Source organism: Blautia coccoides (assembly GCF_034355335.1).
Taxonomy (GTDB): Bacteria; Bacillota; Clostridia; order Lachnospirales; family Lachnospiraceae; genus Blautia; species Blautia producta.
The window spans coordinates 759,014-778,144 of the sequence record NZ_CP136422.1 but is presented as its reverse complement, the minus strand read 5'-3'; the positions used below and the strand labels follow the sequence as shown (position 1 = coordinate 778,144).

Genomic DNA, 19,131 nt, shown 5'->3' with positions numbered 1-19,131 from the left:
ACATATGGTGGTATACTAAAAATGTAATCATTATTTGTGTAATCCGAATCGGATATTTCACATGCAGTTTAGGTTTGTAATTATGTCAGAGGATAATTCTGCCCATGACAGAATCTCTGGCATTTTATATTTTGCATTTATTGCAGCAATGAGAGAATGAACGCTATTGTGTCCATTCTCTTTTTTTGTGCCGAAACACGAAAGGAGGGAAACGGGAAAATCCAACGGATGCACACATGAATTTAAAGAAAGGAGATAAATATTATTGGAAATTTTAAAATTAAAAGTATTCTCAATCAACATAATTACACATATGAGATTATGGGATTGGGGGGAGGTGAATAATGGCAAATATATGTAGCGATGATCTTTATTTTTATTCAGACAGCAATCCCGAAGGATTGCAAAACCTTTGGGAAGATATTGAAGCCTCAATTAATACTTCTCCTACTGATGCTTGGATAGGCCGTTTATTTCAATGTAAAGGGATTCCAACTACCGGTATCTGCCTTTATGGAACGGTGACTTACAAAGAACGCAATATAGACGGAATACTTTTGGAATTAAGCACCGCATGGTCTCCTCTCTATGATGCGTATCGAACGATTGCAAGCCATTATAAGGTCTCATTCGTATGTAGGAGTATTGAGCCCGGAGTAGGTATCTACTTTAATACAGATACAGAGGGGCGCTTTTTTCCTGAAGAATATATGCTCAGCATTAACGATGAAAACGAATTAACTCCTTTAGGGAACAAAGTGTGTGAAGTATTAGAAGACTGGTCTCTCTTCAGCTCAAGCCAAGAAATATTGGATACCTTTGGGAGACTAGGATATGATGCCAGCTCCTTTGATGAACTGAAAATGCTCTTAGAAGAACAGGATATTTATATTCATTCCTTTGAAAATCCTTATGGAATCTAAACTGTATTATTAATTGGAGGCGCTGTAAAAATGAACGAACTAAGTTTGAGGAAAATCATGGAGAATCCAGAAACCTGCGAATATTTTGCACAGACATTATTTGACCATCTCTCAACAGATGATGAACCCCTGGATAAAATAGGCTACCAACTCTGCAAGGCACTCTTAGAAAAGGACACAGAAGCTGTATTAGTCGCAATCTGCGGATGGTCTACCGACTCTCTGATTTCACTTATGACAGGAAACTGGTAAATGCACGTATTAAATTGACGGTTGGGATGGCATGGAGGTGCTTTTTCTTACAAATAAAGCCGGCGGTCTCCTTCCAGGCCCTAATGTGAGAAATTATCTTTCACCTATTTACAAAAGTGACTGCGACAAATTGGAAGGGGCACAAAAATCAATATTTTATGGAGGTATACTGACAATGATAAAATGTAAAACAACTATACAATGCATTGATTTAAGACGAATACCAGCAATTACTGAGTTTCGAGGAAAATATGCTTTTCTCAGTAACTTTTATCATGCCCCAATAACCTATCGGGGACACAGATATGCGAACAATGAAGCTGCCTTTCAGGCACAGAAAACCATATACACAAAAGAACAGCAAAATTTTTATATGTCTCACTTATCTAATCCTGCAGTCGCAAAACAACTGGGACGTAAGTTAACACTGCGTCCAGACTGGAATCAGGTAAAAATAAGGTATATGTACGAAATATGCTTTGCAAAATTCCTTCAGCATCCTAATCTGTTGCAGGCACTGCTTGCGACGGGCGATTCAGTATTGATTGAAGATAATACATGGGGCGACCGGTTTTGGGGTTGTGTTGACGGTTTCGGTGAAAATCATTTAGGAAACATCCTCATGGATATTCGTAGTAAGCTGAATACAGAACTGGGATAATTCCTTAAGCATACCCATAAGCATATATCCGAAGTAAACTCTTAACCTCTATACCCTACTATAATATAGAAGTGACCAGCATCTTTACTGATGGTGTATGACAGAAGATATATGTACACTATACAGCGTTTTTTTCATTTGACTACCACAACATATAGTGTTATACTGAAGATGTAATTATTATTTGTGTAATCCGGATTGGATATTTCACATGCAGTTTAGGTTTGTATTTATGTCAGAGGATAATTCTGCCCATGCAGAACCTCTGGCATTTTTATTTTGCATTTATTGCAGCAATGAGAGAATGAACGCTATTGTGTCCATTCTCTTTTTTTGTGCCTAAACACGAAAGGAGGGAAAATGGAGAATCCAACGGATACACAGCTTAACAAAGAAAGGAGAAAAAAATCATGAATCTTGAAACAACTAAATTAAAGAACCCTTTGACACACTTTACTGATTTTGATGATGTAAAAGACCAAATTCTGTATAAGTTAGTGTCTAAAAATGCAACTGAATTTTCGGGTCGTCCCTACATGCCTTACCTTGATCTGGCAATTATCTTTTTCATTGCATTAGATATAACAGACGATGGACTTTTAAGTATTCCCATTAATAATGATTTGCTTCGGGTATGGGATGTAGATACCAAAGCTCTTATGGCTTGTGCACAGAAAAACACCCCAAATCTGTTTCCACTCTCATTTGAGTCAATGGACTCTATGATAGAGGAACATTCTGATGAAATATCATTACAGGATAATGAGAATTATCTACCTTGTTTTATTCTCTCTAATGAAACACGTTGTTTTGGTGCAACGTCCATACTTTATGATGGTGTTCTACATCTAATCAGGGGTCTACTGAAAAAGAATTATTTTATAATTCCCAGCAGTATCCATGAATTACTTATTCTTCCTGATGACGGCACTAAGGATAAAGATTACTTTCGTGAAACGATTTGCTTTGTAAATGAAAAGTTGGTTGCCCCCGATGAGCGTCTGTCTGACCATCCATATTATTACGATCGGAGTCTTGGCAAGCTGTTAATTCCGTAACCTTACATTACACAGAAAAGGAGAAAACAATTGATATCACAAATAAAAGCAATGAAAAAATTAGTATCCTGGCTTAACATCCAGAGAAATGCATATTACAACTCAGATTCCCCAAACGTATCGGATTATGAATACGACAAAAAATTTGAGGAGCTGGAACAACTTGAAAAGAAGAGTGGAATTGTATTATCCGATTCTCCCACGCAAAGTGTCGGGTATATGCCCGTCAGTGAACTGGGGAAAGTAAAACTGAAGACCCCTCTCCTGTCACTGGATAAGACTAAACAGACAGAAAGGCTGTATCATTTTATTGGTAATCATGCGATACTCCTTATGCTGAAGTTGGACGGACTGACTGTGGAACTTGACTATGAGAATGGACGACTGGTGCAAGCATGTACCAGAGGAGATGGGATGATAGGTGAGGACATCACTCATAATATCCCTGCTTTTAAAAACGTCCCTCTCTCCATTCCGTACCAGAAAAAACTCCGCCTCAGTGGTGAAGCGCTTATTCTAAACAGTGATTTTGAATTGCTCAAAGATACTCTGCTTGACAGTACCGGAAAGAAATATAGTAATACCAGAAATTTAGCCTCTGGCTCTGTGCGCTGTCTGAATCCGGAAACCTGCGCTAAACGCCATGTACACTTTCTGGCTTTCAAAGTCTTGGAAGGGCTGGATGAATCTTCTGATTGTAAGGATTCTAAACACTTCCGATTATCGGAACTTCAACAGTTAGGATTTGATTTGTGCCCTTACATATTTGTGGAAAACCCGCACTATCAAATATCGGATTTAAAAAATGATATCCAGAGTCTCCAGGAACTTTCTGAACAGCAGCACCTTCCAATAGACGGTATTGTTGCAAGTTATGACAGTATTTCCTACTCAGAAAGCTGTGGACGTACCGGACGCTTCTATAAAGATGGGATTGCATATAAGTTTGAGGATGAAACGTATGTAACTGTACTGCGTAAAATCTTATGGACACCAACCCGGTCCGGTATCATATCTCCTGTAGCAATTTTCGATACAGTCAATATTGATGGCTGCGAAGTGTCAAGAGCTTCTCTGCACAATCTTTCCTTTATAAAAAATTTAGAATTGGTTCCGGGATGTCGCATCTTAGTGTCAAAACGCAACATGATTATCCCTCACATAGAAGATAATCTGGACCGTGGCAATTATCAGGAATCTATTCCTGCCTTTTGTTCCTGCTGTGGTCATAAGACCCGGATTTATACACGTAAATCACAAGATGGACATCTGGTTGAAACACTGCACTGTGATAACCCAGCATGCGAAACTCAACAGCTGCGGAACATGGTACATTTTGTGGAAAAGAAAGCCATGAATATTCAGGGGCTCTCTTCTGCCACATTGGAAAAATTTCTGGAAAAAGGCTGGATAAAATCCTTCCAGGATATTTATCATCTGGATCGCTACAAAGATGAAATTATTCAGATGGATGGATTTAGGAAGGCTTCGTACACAAAACTGGAAAAATCTATTAATGACAGTCGAAATACTACATTTACACGCTATCTGGTGGCAATGGATATTCCTCTTATCGGGCGTACCATAAGTGAAATTCTGAATACGCATTTCGACAGTGACTTGAACGCATTTGAAACTGCAGTTTTACATGGGTATGACTTCACACAGATTGAAGGAATCGGCTGTGCATCTAACAATTTCCTCCATATATGGTTTGCAGATGAACGAAACCTGAAATTATGGCGAGAATTACAGACTGAAATGACATTTGAAGAAAGAAAGGAACAAAATATTATGAAAGAAAAGACTATCTTTACAGGAAAAATCATCGTTGCAACAGGGAAACTGGAACACTTTACACGTGACCAGATTAACACAAAAATCCTCGAGCTTGGAGCCAAACCAAGCAATTCTGTCTCTAAAAAAACGGACTATTTGATTGCTGGTGAAAAAGCCGGAAGCAAGCTGTCCAAAGCACAGAATCTGGGAATAAAAATCCTTACTGAAGATGAATTTCTTCAAATGATTGCGTAAGTGTTTTCAAACTTTAATAATGGTGCACGTTTTTTATGCAGAAAGGAGAAATCGATGAAAAAAGACACTGATGATGTGCTGGATATCATAGACTGCATCGAATCAAATATATGCGGTTTTAAAATTTTAGATGGTGACGATAACTCCATCATTCTAAGATCAGATAAAACTGGCTGTGATTTTGAAATCGTTATAAAAGAATTTGAATCCGAAGAGAATTAAAATCCCTGCACCACTTACTCAGTACACTGAAAACAGCAGGAATTTTAACAGATTCCGCAAAGCAGTCCCATACCATAAATGACTTATATACCAACTAGATAAAGGAGTTTATCATGCGAAAAACTGAAAACGGAACCTTACAAATAAACCAGGTCATAGAATGGATGATAGCATGTCCTGGATATTTCCAGATTATATTCAATAATCAAAATCAAGAAGAGGAAATAACAGTCCAAGCTATACATAATGTAATAACCGAGCAAATCCAGAAAAACGAGCATGAGTTTGCTTTAGTTACTTTGCTCAACAACCGCCATGTGCCCTCTGTCAAAACCGCTATTTTTTTAGCTCTGCTGAAAATGATAAGCGATGATTGGAAAGAAACAGAATATGAGCGATTTTTACACTATGCACTTGAATATCTGGATTAAATAATTCACTGACTGTATTGGCAGATCTATCTGCCAGTATAGTCAGGAAGATAAAATACTTTTTAATAAAAATATTGGAGGATGACATTTCTATGAGTATTCAATCTGATACAGAAAAACTGTTTATTCAAACACTGGAAAGTTACGCCGCGTCTCATGGACTTACTGGAGCAGAGGCTATTCAGCTATTCCAGAAAAATCAGGTTTTTGAAAAAATACCTTTACAGCACGAACTACAGTTGGATTTCGACCAAACCAATCAATTTGTGGACACAATTTATAGAAGGAACTGCTTTTAGGCATATATTGTATCATGGTTCGAATATCGCTTTTGACAAAATTTCTCTTTCTAAATCCCGCAATCGAAGAGATTTCGGACGAGGATTTTATTGCACTATTTCGGAGGAGCAGGCTGCCGAATGGGCAAAGCGTATGTATATACGAAACTTCTCCGGGAAGCAATATGTTTACCAATACATTTTCCATGAGTCCGGAGAACTGAAAATCAAACACTTCACTGAACTAGATACAGACTGGTTGGAATTTATGAAAGATAATCGTACAAAAGACGACATCCAGCACTCTTATGATGTCGTTATAGGACCAGTTGTTGATAACAATATGATGGACACAGTTCAACTTTATATCTCAGGAACTTTAGAAGCATACGAAGCAGCCTACAAGCTTCGTTATAACAAGTTTAGTAATCAAGTATCTTTTCATACTGAAAAAGCCTTAAAGCATCTTTTCTTTGAAAACTGCAAGGAGGTTTAAGTATGTTTAGAAAATATTTTTTCTATGGCAAGGATATCACCATGAATATGTGCATCCAAATTCGTGATGTGATTAATATTATTATGAACACCACCGGGATGAATTTTCCTGACGCCGCATATGCATTTTATAATTCTAAAACTTATACGGTTTTGCATGATATAGAAAACACACTCTGGGCCGAATCAGCTGAATATATAGCAGACTGCTATTTTGAAGAGTATAGTCCGAAACATTAGTTTGAATAATAGCCCACCCGAACTGATCAGGTATTGAAAGACACCTGTGACTTTTTGCAAATGAATTACTATGTATCGCAGAGCAGCATACATGAAATACTAGGAGGATATTTATGAACAGAAACGAGATTGACGAATATATGAAAATGAAAATCGGAGTAGACGAACCATTTAAGTTTCATTGCACGCAATGCGGGAAATGCTGTTTCAATCGAAATAAAGAGGCAATTTTAATAACAGGCAAAGATATTTTTAATATTTCTAAAAGCCAGGGTCTTACCCCTGAAGAAACTGTTAAAAAGTATGGTCTTGCCTCCATAGGTAGAGACTCCAGGCTTCCTATCGTAAGATTAAAAACTGTAGGACTTTTACAACAGTGTGTTTTATTGAAGGACAATAAATGTTCCATTCATGATAGTAAACCCGTTGTCTGCGCCATGTTTCCCATCGGAAGAATGTTAAATCTTAATCCAGAGGGAACCGATGGCAGGAAGCAGAAGATTGAATATCTTTTCGTCAACCCAGAATGCGGCGATGATACAGAAACACATACTGCACGTGAATGGCTCTATAAATTTGGAATCTCTCTGGAGGACACTTTCTTCGTTAAATGCAGCCAAGTGATATCAAAACTTACACCACTTTTGCAAAGAGCAGAAAAAGAGTTTAATGAAAAAATCATGCAGGATCTATGGGATATTGTCTTTGGCTTACTGTACGTAAGTGCTTAAATTTTTTCTATCATACCTAAAATTTAAGCACTTACGATGAAGATAAGGACACTGGGCTGTTACTTTAAGGATTTGGAAGTGGCGAACTACTATTTTACCCGTGTGGGAACAAATTCCCGTACCCTTATGGGTATACTCAATGAAAATTACGTGTATATCAATCTCAAAAAACAGCTGGATTTTCCGGCAGAAATTGCTTTTAAGACGCCAGCCTTTGCAACCTTTAAAGGCGAAGAGATTGACTTTGTGGCACAAAGCCTGCAATCAAGCACCCGGTACCTGATTGAGGCAAAATCCGGGAAAGGAATAGCCACCACTTCCCTAAAAGCACTGGAACAGGGAAAAGCAGACCGACTGCTCTACCTGAAAGGTGATACGATAGGCGGTGTGGATGGAAAGATAGAAACCTTGCCAATTTACCTTTTGGAATAATTTAGTTTTAAATAGTATAAAGCTCTAGGAACTGCTTGTTTAAGTAGTTCCTTCTTTGATAGGTAGTGTAAATTAGTTTGTGTCTTTGGTAAAAAATGGCTCCTTTTGGGTAAGAATTAAGATATGACAATTCTTATCGAAAAGGAGTATTTTTTATGCCAGTAGCAAAGGAACAAATACGACAGATTATTTCAGAAAACAACATTAACAGCGTTGCAGATGTATATGCACTCCTGAAAGACAGTTTTAAGGATATTCTTCAGGAGCTTATGGAAGCTGAGCTGGATGCCACACTTGGATATGAGAAAAACCAAAAAGGGGAGCTGCTTACTGACAACAAGAGAAATGGACATTCTCCAAAGACTCTCAAAAGCCAGTATGGAGAATTCCAGGTAGATATTCCCAGGGACCGCAAAGGGGAATTTGAGCCGAAACTCATACCTAAATATCAGCGCGACATCTCTGGCATAGAGGAAAAGGTGATCTCTCTTTATGGCCGCGGTATGAGCACAAGGGATATCCATGACCAGCTCCAGGACCTCTATGGCATTGAAATGTCAGCGGAGATGGTCAGCAAGATCACGGATAAAATACTTCCTGAAGTCAAGGAATGGCAGTCACGCCCGCTGAACCCCATATATCCATTTGTCTTCATGGACTGCATCCATTACAAAGTACGGGAGGACGGCAGGATTTTGAGCCGGGCGGCATATGTAGTGCTTGGCGTGACGGTGGAGGGATATAAAGACATCCTGAGCATTACCGTTGGGGCAAATGAAACCAGTAAGTTTTGGCTTGGTATGCTGAATGATCTGAAAAACCGGGGTGTAAGGGATGTATTGTTTTTCTGTGTGGATGGGCTCCCGGGCTTTAAAGAAGCGATCCAGGCTGTCTATCCACAGGCTGAGATACAGAGGTGTGTGATCCACATGCTGCGCAATTCTTTTAAATATGTGAACTACAATGACCTGAAGAAGTTTTCTTCCGATCTTAAGGCAGTGTATAATGCCCCAAATGAAGCGTCCGCACTCTCTGAACTGGAAACCATAAAGGAGAAATGGGGAAAGAAATACCCCTATGCGATCAGTAACTGGGAAAACAACTGGGAGGATGTCAGCTCTTTCTTCCAGTTTTCCGGAGACATCCGGCGTATCATGTACACGACTTATACCGATAAAAAAACTATGCCGGTATTTTTCTGAAATCCTGAAAACCAAAAGGGATGACAGATAAGATATCGGCATAGTTTTTATAGCTTATAAAGTTGTTTTAGTACTGACTCATCTTTCCATTTCTTTTCGTCCGCTCCCGAGGGATTGGCCTTTTCAATAGCATCAGCTAATGTTTTCAAGGTTGCAAACGCATAGAATCCGCTAGTAGTTGAGATATTTTCATGCCCCAGTAGCTGCTGAATATATGATAAGGGACATCCGGCCTGATACAAGTCCATTGCCCTTGTTTTTCTTAGCATATGAAAATGAATTTCTTCAGGCATCTTAATCGTATTCCTGCTTATATCCGCATATTTCTTCAATAAATTTTGCATCGTATCATCTGAAAGCGGATGCCTCACCCCATGTGTTGTTGCATAAAACAAAGGCATATCCATTTTTTGTATGGTATGGAATTCTTTTAGGTATGCCGTCAGATGTTCTATGGTCTTGCCCATCAGTGGCACATTCCTATACTTTACACCTTTTCCCAGTATCGTTACATATGGGACTTCTGCATCAAGATGGAGTGATGATAGTGTCAATCCTATAAGTTCACTGACACGTAATCCCGCATCATAACCGAGTACCATGATCATCTGGTTTCTCCGGCCAATCTTTGTTTCAACAGGTGGTGCTTTAAGAAGTGCCTTGGTCTGCCCATCCTCAAAGTATTCGATTGCCTTTCCTGAAACAGTGAGCCCTTTTACCATTTTTGCATTTACATAGATGGCAGTCATATCCGTTGATTCTTCAGATGCATAAGCGAGCAATGACCTGATTGCAGTCAGCCGTAGGTTACATGTCTTTTCGCTCAGGTGCTGGCAATCCTTCATAAATAACAGATAATCTTTCAGGTTGCTTTTGTTAAAATCTTGATAGCATATATCCACTCTTTTCACCTGTTTCCCTTCCTCCAGGAAATCAATATATCTATTTAGCGACCGGCGGTAAGCTTCTACCGTATTTAAACTTTTTTTACGGATATTTGGAAGTTCATTGTTCAGGTATTCTGACGCACTATTCCAGAAGAAAGAACTGTCTTTATCTGCGGTTACTTTCTTACTCACACGTATTCACCTCCGGTAATAACCCCTCAAACAAGGATGATTTCTTTACGATTGCATCATAAATATCAGGGACAAGGTGGAAATAATAAAGGGTATTTTCTATTTCCTGATGTCCCATGTATTTCATTAAATATGGCAGCATTACATTTATGTCCTTGCCCTCCTGAAGCCAGCGGTTCATGTTTGCATAGGCAAAATGATGCCTGACATCATAAGCCCTTATGCTCACACCATCGCATTTCTTTTCCGGAAAAGCTGTATACCAGATTTTTAGGAAATTTTTCTGAAATCCATCTGCACTGTAAGGGCTATCTTTCCGGGAAGGAAAGAAGAACAGCCGGCCTGGAAAAGCAGCATTCATACTCCTGTCATAGCTCCCGAAATATTCAGACAATTCCTGTGAAATAAAAATCCGTCTGCTCTTTGGGCCTTTTGATTGGAGGATATCTATGTAGTTTTCTGCCAGGTGTACATTTTCACTTTGCAGAACCCGCACTTCTTTGCATCTAAGGCCGCAGCAGTAGAGTAACCGATACATTGCTGGCAGCACCATATGTCTTTTAGGGACATGACAGTCGTACTTTATACTGTCGCATACATCGAAAAAAGCATCCAGCTCATCCTCTGTAAATAAATATGGTTGAACAGGCATTGGCAAAGATACTTTTCCCGGAGGAATGATATATGCAGACGTGTATGCTAAACCAATAAGATACCTTGAGAATTCCCGGAGGGAAGCGGCTATATTATATAGGTTCCCCGGCGTATCCGCATATCTGTTTAAAAAGGTATTTACAGTATCTTTGCTGGGAATGCTTTCATCAGGGGCATGGCTGGTTGAGAAAACAAGGTATTTATTCAGATGATATTTTGCAGTGGTATAGGCATACCCATTCTGGATTTTATATTCTATAAACTCGTTTAATAAATCGGATAGTGTTTTATTCATTTGTGCCCTCCTCTAGGAAGCGGTAACGTACAAGCGGCCATTGCGGCCTCGTCTGTAGATAGATAAACAGACACAGTATTCGGGTCGGTATGTCCAAGGACAGCAGAGATATTTGGCATAGGGACTCCGGACCTTAGCATGACGGAAGCTGCATTGTGCCTTGTTGTCCGGCTTCCAGTAACCCTGTTGTCCCTAGATATACCGGCTAATGCCTCTTTTTATAAGTATCTCCCTGATAGAGGAGCCTTCTCCGCTTAAGCGTGTGAATGGTGCCAGTTCCCTGACAAAAAGATGTTCGGAATTACATCCAGGGCGCTCATTTAATAGATAGTCAACGATGGTATTGCCATAAGAATTACGGAGCGGGATATTTAATGCTATTCCCGTCTTCTGCTGTTTTATATAGATGATATCTTTGTCCCAATCAATATCGGAAAGCTTGATATTACAGACATCTACGGCCCTAAGCCCTGTTTCCAGCAGCAATAAACAAATGGCTTTATTACGTTTGGTAAGGCTGCCATCCGATAGTATTTCATTTATGGCATCTGTTTCCAGACTATTATATATTTCTATTATCCTGCGTTCACGTGGAAGCCTGGTCGGAAGCTCCATTATAAGGTGTTTTATATCTGGATAGAGGGAAAGAAATCTTTTGAGACCTGACAGGGCACTTGTAATAGTATTCGGTTTAAAATAGCCGTGTCCATATAGGTATAAGATAAATCCCCTGATATCACCAGAGACCATCTTGTTAACGGAGCAGTATGATTTTTCTTCACAATAGATTAATAGATAAGAGACGATCCTTTTATAGGTACAGATAGTATTAGGCTGGAGCAGGTCTTCTTTTAAGAGCATAATGAAGCAGTTAAGTTCATTCTTAAAGGATTCTGCTTGTATCCTGTCACTGGCGGACTCCCCCTTTTTCCTTGAGATATCTACCTCGCCATTAGTGATATAGGATTTTATAAGATTTATTACCCTAATTCGTTCACGCTCTTTAAGAAGCGAATACTTTCCAGTATACTTGTTTTTGTTATTACCGAGGTATTCTTGAAATAATTCCTCTGTTGGTTCTGTAATCCCCTTTTTTTGTGCGATTGAAATAAGAACGTGGAATTTTCCCTGATATCGCAGAAGTGTTTCGATACTATAGTCTTTTTCCTTTAACGATTCTAATGTGCTGCGTAAAACTTCTTCTAACTTAGTTTCTTTTGGCATGATAATGCACCTCCCTATATAGTCAAGTGTTTTTTCCTTATTTTTCAAGGAATTTTTAGTTACATATCTCAGATGAATGAGCCGTGAAGATGGGTATTTCTGTGTATCTGGTACGAAAATAGCTGATTTTGGGCATACAAAATAAAACGTCTCATTATTCCGCTTTATATGGCCTTGTGTATGCCCCTCCATCTATGGCAGCTTACCTCCCGTGTCTACCAGGATCATCCCACCTGTCGGTGTGAGTCCTAACTTCCTTCGTTCTGCCTGCCCATATCCAGGGTGTCAGCTTAGCTCCTTTGCAGGGTCTTGCCCTATGGTATTTATTTCTGCCGACTACTGGCTCATTCTTTATTTTAAGTCTTACTGACCTGTTAATATCCTTCCTGTACCGGCACCTTTCGGTGGACGTTTTTCCGGTCCATCCCTGATATTTCCAGCTTTTCTGTCATAGCTGGATTCAGCTTTCAATCCTCTTTGAAAGTTCAATCCAACCATGACAGAGCAGTGCTTTTAGTACTTGGATCGTTTGGTTTCGTTATGCTGTCTGCATCTGCGGATGCTTGATATCACCCAGCAGCCTTGCAGCGTCATAATCGACTCCTTTTGTCAGGATCGTATAAAACACCCTGATCACCTTACATGCCACTGCCACTACTGACTGCATCTTTTTCAGCGGATTCTCTTTTCTCGTCCGATAGTATTCATGGATCTCTCGAAATTCCGCATTCTTTCCGACTAGTGATATCGCCGCTTCATACAGTACATATCTCAGTCGTTTTCTTCCTCGGTAGCTGATACGGCTCTCTCCATTATGCTTGCCTGAATCGTTCGCCACGATCGCATAGCCTGCAAGCTTTTGCAGCTGTTTGGGGTTGTCAAAACGTCTAATGTCGCCCACCTCTGCAATAAATCCACTTACTGTCACCATACCGATCCCTTTGATCTCCAGCAGCTTATCTATATATGGTATTTCTTTCAGCTTACCTTCTATCTTTTGCACCAGTTCTTCCAGTCTTGATGTATATACATCCATGTCGTCCAGCAGATTTTTCAGTTCCATTCTCGCTGCCTCCGGTGCTTCCTTACTGCCTACGCTGTGCTCTGCAGCTGATACCAGGGTCTTTGCCCTCTTCATTCCAGCCCCTCTCAGCTTTGCGTCTCTCCAGATCTGGTTTACACCTTCCACGCCCAACTTCCCGATGTCCTCCGGCAGCGGCGCTGCCTTCAGTATCATCCGCCCGCTGACTGCCTTTAAATCCCTATAAACGTCTTTGTATTCAGGAAAGTAAATGGCAAACCATCTGGCAATGCGGTTCTTGATCCGGGTAACTTCCTCCTGTGTCTGGAAGCGTAGATTGGATAAGCTTCTCATCTCTGCATAAATCCCGGTTGGTATATAAGGGTAGGAAAAACGTCCCTCATTCACCAGTGCGGCAATCGTCTTTGGATCTTTGCGGTCATTTTTATTAGGATTGTTATCATCCAGTTCCTTGGATTTCTTGACATGATGGGGATTTACATGCACAGGTTTCATTCCGTTGTCCTGCAGGAACTTTCCTAAAGCGAACCAATAGTGTCCTGTTGGCTCCATTCCGGGAATTACAGCGGTTTTACCATTCTTTTCTTGTATTTCCTCGATCCATGCCTTAAATGTAAGGAACCCTGCTTGTGTATTGCTGAAAATCAAAGGTTTTCTGGTAAACTCGAAATTTCTCCAGTCAAATGCTCTCGCATAGTGCGTTTCGCTTCCGACATCAATACCAACGATCAAAGTTTTTTCAGTTATGGATGCAATTTTTGTGTTCTGTGTGTTACAATTCATTTTAGATACCTCTCTGTTTAATAAGATTTTATACTAACCGCCAAAGTCAGTAATCTTATTTTACACTGAGGTATTTTTTTCTCAACCTTCTTTCTTGGAATTCCCTATATTTGAATTATACAGGAAGCTCCTTTAAGAGGATGATACATTATATAAAAAAACTATGCCGATAATTTTTTCTGCCATCCTTTTGATTGCTTGGATTTCAGAAAAATACCGGCATAGTTTTTTTATCGGTATAAGTCGTGCTATGCCGATATCGGCATAGCACGACAAATATAATAGAGGGTTTAAACCGGCAGTACCGGAAAGTGACAAAAACAAAAAGTGTGTTCCCAAGTGATACAGCGCTGGAAAAAATGCTGTATCTTGCAAGTGAAAATGTGATAAAAAAATGGACCCAGAGATACCGTAACTGGGACCAGGTACTGAACCAGCTGATTGTTCTTTATGGAGAAAGGCTCAGCCAGTATCTATAAGAAAAAAGAGCCGGAACGGCAGCGCATACATGTATTGACCGTCCCGGCCTTATTCCTTCGGCATTAGCAGTATTGCCAAAAATCCCCACTCTTATTCCAGAGGCCGGGTGTGGGCAGCGCCCACGTTTTTAACAATCACTGCTAATGTCCTGATTGTAATGCAAAAAAATAGAAAAAAACGTATAAACAGTATAAATCTGGGAATACTATAATTAGAAAAAAAAATCGACACAGCAAAAAAACAGCTATCGACAAATATCTTATACATATCTAATTCTTATCAGGAAAATTTATTTTCCGTAGACACAGAATTTTTTACGCCCTCCTTTGATAAATACATCCGCATCTGATTATAACTATCACGAACCGTCAATATAACATTTATGAGAGTTTGACGTTTTTCTCTTATTACAGGTACACTGTTGAACTGCGCACAATACCTCATATTTCTGCCCGCAATCGGATTACGCTGTCCGTGTGAGAAATTATGCGCTTGTATTTTATACAATAAGTTATCCATTTGATAGATTACTTCTTGTTGGAAATGTCTTCATCATCAGACCTCTTATGCTTGCTTTGGGCACTTGCCCCAAAACAAAGGCAAGCAGAGCCTAAACACAGCCAAACTACAGCAGATGTAAAAGCCTGAATTGAAAAACTTAGAAGCAGAAACCATGTAAAATAACACGGAAGCTATATAGTATAAAATCACAGTTATTTTATTTCCCATAACATTTTCTCCTCTGCACCTTCTAATTTGTCTGTCTCTCAAACTGGAATTTTATTTTTCAAATTTTGCATCTTCTAATCTATTAACTTCATACTCATTGCAAATTCTATTTAATCTTATTACTTCGTTTATATTGCAAATTTCATCTGCATTTTCTGTATAACTGAGACCGTTGGCACACAGCTCATTTATTAATACACTCTTAGCTTCCTTAAAAACATCTGCAAATAATATTATACTCTTTTTGCTTACAGCAAATATATAATAATTTTCATATTCTATAAATCCAAATCTGCCCTTAAAGAAAAAACTTTTAATAAACTGAATTATATTTATTATTGGAGTATCCTCAAAAATATATATAGGTAATTGTCTAACCATCTTACGAATTCTTTTGGCTTCTTTGTCCATAAGCTTTGTCTTATAAAAAACCATCTTACACACGGTATTTGATATTATATTGTAGAAATCCTCTTCATTTGTTATATAAAGTGGGTACACCATCTTCTTCACACCTATTTGTCCATAAACACAGACTACGTGTATCTCTTCAAATCCTCCGATAGTATGAAGCACAAACAACTCTTTATAATCCTGTTTGTTTAACAACTCATATAGTTTCTTCTTATTCTCCACTGGTTTAATAGTTATTTCTTTATTAACATTAATTTGAGCTGGTTTAGCGGTTAAATATTCGCCTCCTTCCTCTATTTTAATTTTCATTACTCCAATAGTAGTTATTCTTGCTATAAGTCTAGATGAAATTTGTGAATCACTTAAAATATTTGATACCTTTTGAAAAGCCACTTTATGTATATAATCAAAATCATCCATCTTCTCAAAATCTATGCTCCCCTTTATTACACTTTCAATATCACTATTATTATCATTTTCCCTGAATAAATAATTAACCAAAATATCAAATCTCTTATTAGGTGATATTAATGAACTGTTCTCCGGATTATCAAAATATATTTTCAAGCGTTTTGCATCATTTATTTCATTCAAAGGAATCAACTCAGGATTTACATTTAGTGCAATCCTTGCTATGGTTATTATTACACCCTGCATCATTTCTGCTTCATCTTCTGAATTAATCTTACAATTAATACAACATAATTTTCTAAAATAATTATAATAGGTTCTATTTCTGCTTTTCAACTTTTCTATTGCGTCATTATATGCTTTGAGTCCATTATCAATGCACTCATATATAATCTCAACATTTACAGCCGTTCTCTCTTGCATTCTTCTTATATATTTAAATAAAACCTCTAGAAATTCTTTACTTCTGTTATGTAACCATGAATTTTTCTCAAGCATTAAAACAATTTGACCGTATGTTGTCATTGAATATAATTGACTGTGTACAAATTCATGGTTAACAACAGCATTTTTTCTATCAGATCCTAAATCCTTCTCCACAGCTGTACCATTTGTAAATCTAAATTGTCCTTCATCTCCCACTACCATTTACTCCTTATTTAAAACCCGATTAATAATTCCTATCTGGTTAGTACACTAGATATATAATCAGGTAATATGTTTACTTTCATCATTTGTTTTGATATGTTCTGCTGCATTTAAAATTCCAAGTTGATATTCAGCTATTTCTTTTAATACTTTAAATCGTTCCTTTTTATCCTTTCCTTCCCGTATCATATGTGCATTATGTGTTTCTAAATTTGATAAAACAGTTAATTCATTAACGGTGGCGTAATCCCGGACATTATTTTTACCTGCCAGCTCAGGATTTGCTTCTCTCCATGCCTTTGCTGTAAACCCGAAGAGAGCCACATTCAAAATATCCGCCTCCTCCGCATAAACCAGCCATTCCAAGTTTTCTTTGTAAGTATTTTGTGGAATTAAGTAATTTTTTACAGCGTCAGTCTGGATCAGATAATTATTCTTAGATAAAAATCTTTTTGCATCCCACTCAATCTGCTTTTTATCATTTTCTTCCTCTTTTAATCTTTGAAACTCTTTAATTAGATATAATTTAAATGTGGGGCTTATTGCGCTGGCAAACTCAAATGCAATATCTTTATGGGCATATGTTCCACCATATTTGCCACGTTTTACATATAATCCAATTGCCCCGGTCTGTTCTACCCATTCTGATATGCTGGGCGTGAATGTAAGTAATCCTGCTTGCTTTTTAAAGTGTTCAGATTCGAACACTTTAAAATTTGGATTATATAATTGCTCCCATACTGACAAGTATTCTAAGGTTGTTCGGTTCCTTAGCCAGTTTCTAATAATATCTGCTGCTCTTGACTGGTCTGATTTAGCTCCCGCTATATTAGTAATGCAGATATAATCATCCAACTCTTCAGCAGAAACAGCGATAGGTACATTTTGGACTGTAATTATTCTGTTCTTTGTCATATCTTTTTTCCTCATTATTTCAGACGTAGTTCCTGTATCGTATTTTAATTCTTTATTTTATGCATTTACAACTTCTAATTTGTCTTTATGCACATTATATCATGTATCATGCCCCTCTGGAAACCACTATAATTTCATAGCCGTCGTTTCTGCAAGCCTTTTTAATTTTGGATATAATCATTATACTACAGCTCTTTTCCTGTATTCCGTCAACTGATTTTCAGACAATTTAATAAATGCAGTTCTTTCTTTTTCCGCCAAATATTTACTCCATAGAAGCCGATGAATTTCTTTTGCCGGAAGTCCTTGGCACTGTGATTCTATCATTTTGATAAATGGATAAGCCATAGTGGAACGTAAGGATATGCCAGATTGTAACAAATTACCCTCGGATTCATATACCTCATGCAAACATTCCAGCATAATTTCAAGGTCTGTCACTCCTGGTACTAAAGGTTTTATATAGTTCTTTTTCTGTATTGCTTCCATATATAATGCCTCCTAAATCCTAACCTGCAGCCCGTTCAAATCTATATGAGGTAATCCCACCAGATACCACTCATCCGGATAACTTAGCTCTATGCGTACAGGAATCCATATCCCCTTTGCCTGAATCTCAAAACACTCGCCACAATGCAGACCACCATAGTATTCTTCCAAACCAAAACGGATATCGAACCTTTGGATTTCAGTATTGTAAACCAATACCCCTTCCCTTGCATCTCTCATATAAAAATCCTCCTCATAATTTCTTCCATAATTTATTTAAAATTCTCCTGCCTTCCTTCTTCAGCAACGTTGGGATGTGTTTTATAGTATTCATCCCGATACCGATAAAACGTGGTGTGCGAAAGATTCAGCTCCCGCCGCAGTGCTGTAGGACCAATCTCTTTTCTGATAACCCGCTCAAATTGCTGATTGAATGTATCAGTATCAATGGCTGCGGGTCTGCCATAATCGTCCCATTCCCCACGCAGTTTTTTCGCCTCAATGCCTTCCCGCTGACGCTTCTCTTTTTTCTCCATTTCCGCCTGTGCCATAGAAGCATAAAGTTCCAGCATCATATTATTGATTGTCTCCAGCATCAGTTTCGCCAAGGTATTTTCCATTTTGGAAATATCCATCAGTGTTGTTGGCAGTTCCAGGACCATCACCCGCACTTCCATATCTCTCAAACGCTGCAGCTGTTTTAGGATGTCGTTCTTATTCCTGCCGAGCCGATCCAGCTCTGTAACAATCAAAACATCCTCTGGGCGGAGTACATCTTCTACCAAAACAGTATAACGGGGTCGGTTGAAATTCTTTCCCGTCTGCTTATCTGTAAAAATATTAGTGAGCGGCAACTGATGCTCCTCACAGTATTGCCGGATCTCAATAATCCCCCTGTCTAAATGTTGCTCTTTGGAGCTGGTCCTGTGATATCCGTAGTAACTCATTCACATTCCTCCCTAAATCGTACCGAATTGTCCACATCTAAAATGGGATATACCAAAAGTTT

Annotated in this window: 22 protein-coding genes and 2 pseudogenes; 14 read left to right on the top strand and 10 right to left on the bottom strand. The window is 38.6% G+C overall.

Annotated features, from left to right (window positions below; translation table 11 throughout):
* Positions 1-344 precede the first annotated feature (344 nt).
* The 13 genes and pseudogenes from BLCOC_RS03440 to BLCOC_RS03385 all read left to right on the top strand — a co-directional run.
* On the top strand, positions 345-923 hold the full coding sequence (locus tag BLCOC_RS03440; protein ID WP_115624407.1) for a hypothetical protein: 579 nt from the start codon (positions 345-347) through the stop codon (positions 921-923).
* A 30-nt stretch (positions 924-953) separates the two neighbouring features.
* Positions 954-1,175 (top strand): DUF4866 family protein, encoded by a 222-nt coding sequence (locus BLCOC_RS03435; RefSeq protein WP_115624406.1) that lies wholly within the window; start codon positions 954-956, stop codon positions 1,173-1,175.
* Positions 1,176-1,350: 175 nt separating this feature from the next.
* Positions 1,351-1,836 (top strand): NADAR family protein, encoded by a 486-nt coding sequence (locus tag BLCOC_RS03430; protein WP_115624405.1) that lies wholly within the window; start codon positions 1,351-1,353, stop codon positions 1,834-1,836.
* A gap of 410 nt (positions 1,837-2,246) precedes the next feature.
* Positions 2,247-2,894, top strand: coding sequence for a DUF5688 family protein (locus BLCOC_RS03425; RefSeq protein ID WP_115624404.1), 648 nt, complete (start codon positions 2,247-2,249; stop codon positions 2,892-2,894).
* A 51-nt stretch (positions 2,895-2,945) separates the two neighbouring features.
* Positions 2,946-4,928 (top strand): NAD-dependent DNA ligase LigA, encoded by a 1,983-nt coding sequence (gene ligA, locus BLCOC_RS03420; protein WP_115624403.1) that lies wholly within the window; start codon positions 2,946-2,948, stop codon positions 4,926-4,928.
* A 54-nt stretch (positions 4,929-4,982) separates the two neighbouring features.
* Positions 4,983-5,150, top strand: a complete 168-nt coding sequence (locus BLCOC_RS03415) for a hypothetical protein (RefSeq protein ID WP_165907343.1) — start codon at positions 4,983-4,985, stop codon at positions 5,148-5,150.
* A gap of 113 nt (positions 5,151-5,263) precedes the next feature.
* Positions 5,264-5,581, top strand: coding sequence for a hypothetical protein (locus tag BLCOC_RS03410; RefSeq protein ID WP_115624402.1), 318 nt, complete (start codon positions 5,264-5,266; stop codon positions 5,579-5,581).
* 92 nt (positions 5,582-5,673) lie between these two features.
* Entirely contained in the window at positions 5,674-5,880 is a 207-nt protein-coding gene (locus BLCOC_RS27870) for a DUF3791 domain-containing protein (RefSeq protein ID WP_465220629.1), read from the top strand.
* Positions 5,789-6,355 carry a DUF3990 domain-containing protein gene (locus tag BLCOC_RS03405; RefSeq protein WP_243125687.1) on the top strand — a complete coding sequence of 189 codons (567 nt, stop codon included), beginning with the start codon at positions 5,789-5,791 and terminating at the stop codon, positions 6,353-6,355. The genes BLCOC_RS27870 and BLCOC_RS03405 overlap by 92 nt, the downstream gene beginning before the upstream one ends.
* Positions 6,356-6,357: 2 nt before the next feature.
* Positions 6,358-6,594 (top strand): hypothetical protein, encoded by a 237-nt coding sequence (locus BLCOC_RS03400; protein ID WP_115624401.1) that lies wholly within the window; start codon positions 6,358-6,360, stop codon positions 6,592-6,594.
* A gap of 113 nt (positions 6,595-6,707) precedes the next feature.
* Positions 6,708-7,325 (top strand): YkgJ family cysteine cluster protein, encoded by a 618-nt coding sequence (locus BLCOC_RS03395; protein WP_115624400.1) that lies wholly within the window; start codon positions 6,708-6,710, stop codon positions 7,323-7,325.
* Positions 7,326-7,361: 36 nt separating this feature from the next.
* Complete coding sequence (locus BLCOC_RS03390; RefSeq protein ID WP_330412156.1) at positions 7,362-7,757, top strand: ATP-binding protein; 396 nt, start codon at positions 7,362-7,364, stop codon at positions 7,755-7,757.
* Between the two features lie 155 nt (positions 7,758-7,912).
* A pseudogene (locus tag BLCOC_RS03385) lies at positions 7,913-8,923 on the top strand (IS256 family transposase); the annotation flags it as partial.
* 83 nt (positions 8,924-9,006) lie between these two features.
* Here BLCOC_RS03385 and BLCOC_RS03380 read toward each other — a convergent pair.
* The 5 genes from BLCOC_RS03380 to BLCOC_RS03365 form a co-directional block, all read right to left on the bottom strand.
* Entirely contained in the window at positions 9,007-10,038 is a 1,032-nt protein-coding gene (locus BLCOC_RS03380) for a tyrosine-type recombinase/integrase (RefSeq protein WP_242999028.1), read from the bottom strand.
* Positions 10,031-10,987 carry a tyrosine-type recombinase/integrase gene (locus BLCOC_RS03375; protein ID WP_115624398.1) on the bottom strand — a complete coding sequence of 319 codons (957 nt, stop codon included), beginning with the start codon at positions 10,985-10,987 and terminating at the stop codon, positions 10,031-10,033. The genes BLCOC_RS03380 and BLCOC_RS03375 overlap by 8 nt, the downstream gene beginning before the upstream one ends.
* Entirely contained in the window at positions 10,984-11,127 is a 144-nt protein-coding gene (locus BLCOC_RS27720; RefSeq protein WP_115624397.1) for a site-specific integrase, read from the bottom strand. Before BLCOC_RS27720 ends, BLCOC_RS03375 begins: the two co-directional genes overlap by 4 nt.
* Before the next feature lie 52 nt (positions 11,128-11,179).
* Positions 11,180-12,211 (bottom strand): tyrosine-type recombinase/integrase, encoded by a 1,032-nt coding sequence (locus BLCOC_RS03370; protein ID WP_131918435.1) that lies wholly within the window; start codon positions 12,209-12,211, stop codon positions 11,180-11,182.
* A 538-nt stretch (positions 12,212-12,749) separates the two neighbouring features.
* On the bottom strand, positions 12,750-14,036 hold the full coding sequence (locus BLCOC_RS03365) for an IS110 family RNA-guided transposase (protein WP_040198432.1): 1,287 nt from the start codon (positions 14,034-14,036) through the stop codon (positions 12,750-12,752).
* Between the two features lie 269 nt (positions 14,037-14,305).
* Between BLCOC_RS03365 and BLCOC_RS03360 the strand changes: the two are divergent.
* Positions 14,306-14,515, top strand: a pseudogene (locus BLCOC_RS03360) (transposase); the annotation flags it as partial.
* 781 nt (positions 14,516-15,296) lie between these two features.
* Here BLCOC_RS03360 and BLCOC_RS03355 read toward each other — a convergent pair.
* From BLCOC_RS03355 to BLCOC_RS03335, 5 genes are all read right to left on the bottom strand, one after another.
* Positions 15,297-16,712: a hypothetical protein gene (locus BLCOC_RS03355; protein WP_131918437.1), complete on the bottom strand. Its 1,416-nt coding sequence runs from the start codon at positions 16,710-16,712 to the stop codon at positions 15,297-15,299.
* 66 nt (positions 16,713-16,778) lie between these two features.
* A complete protein-coding gene (locus BLCOC_RS03350; protein ID WP_115624394.1) occupies positions 16,779-17,633 on the bottom strand; it encodes a KilA-N domain-containing protein in 855 nt (284 codons plus the stop codon).
* Between the two features lie 180 nt (positions 17,634-17,813).
* Positions 17,814-18,122, bottom strand: coding sequence for a hypothetical protein (locus BLCOC_RS03345; protein WP_115624393.1), 309 nt, complete (start codon positions 18,120-18,122; stop codon positions 17,814-17,816).
* Positions 18,123-18,134: 12 nt separating this feature from the next.
* Complete coding sequence (locus tag BLCOC_RS03340) at positions 18,135-18,362, bottom strand: DUF5348 domain-containing protein (protein ID WP_115624392.1); 228 nt, start codon at positions 18,360-18,362, stop codon at positions 18,135-18,137.
* A 32-nt stretch (positions 18,363-18,394) separates the two neighbouring features.
* A complete protein-coding gene (locus BLCOC_RS03335) occupies positions 18,395-19,069 on the bottom strand; it encodes a recombinase family protein (protein ID WP_115624391.1) in 675 nt (224 codons plus the stop codon).
* Between the last annotated feature and the right edge of the window lie 62 nt (positions 19,070-19,131).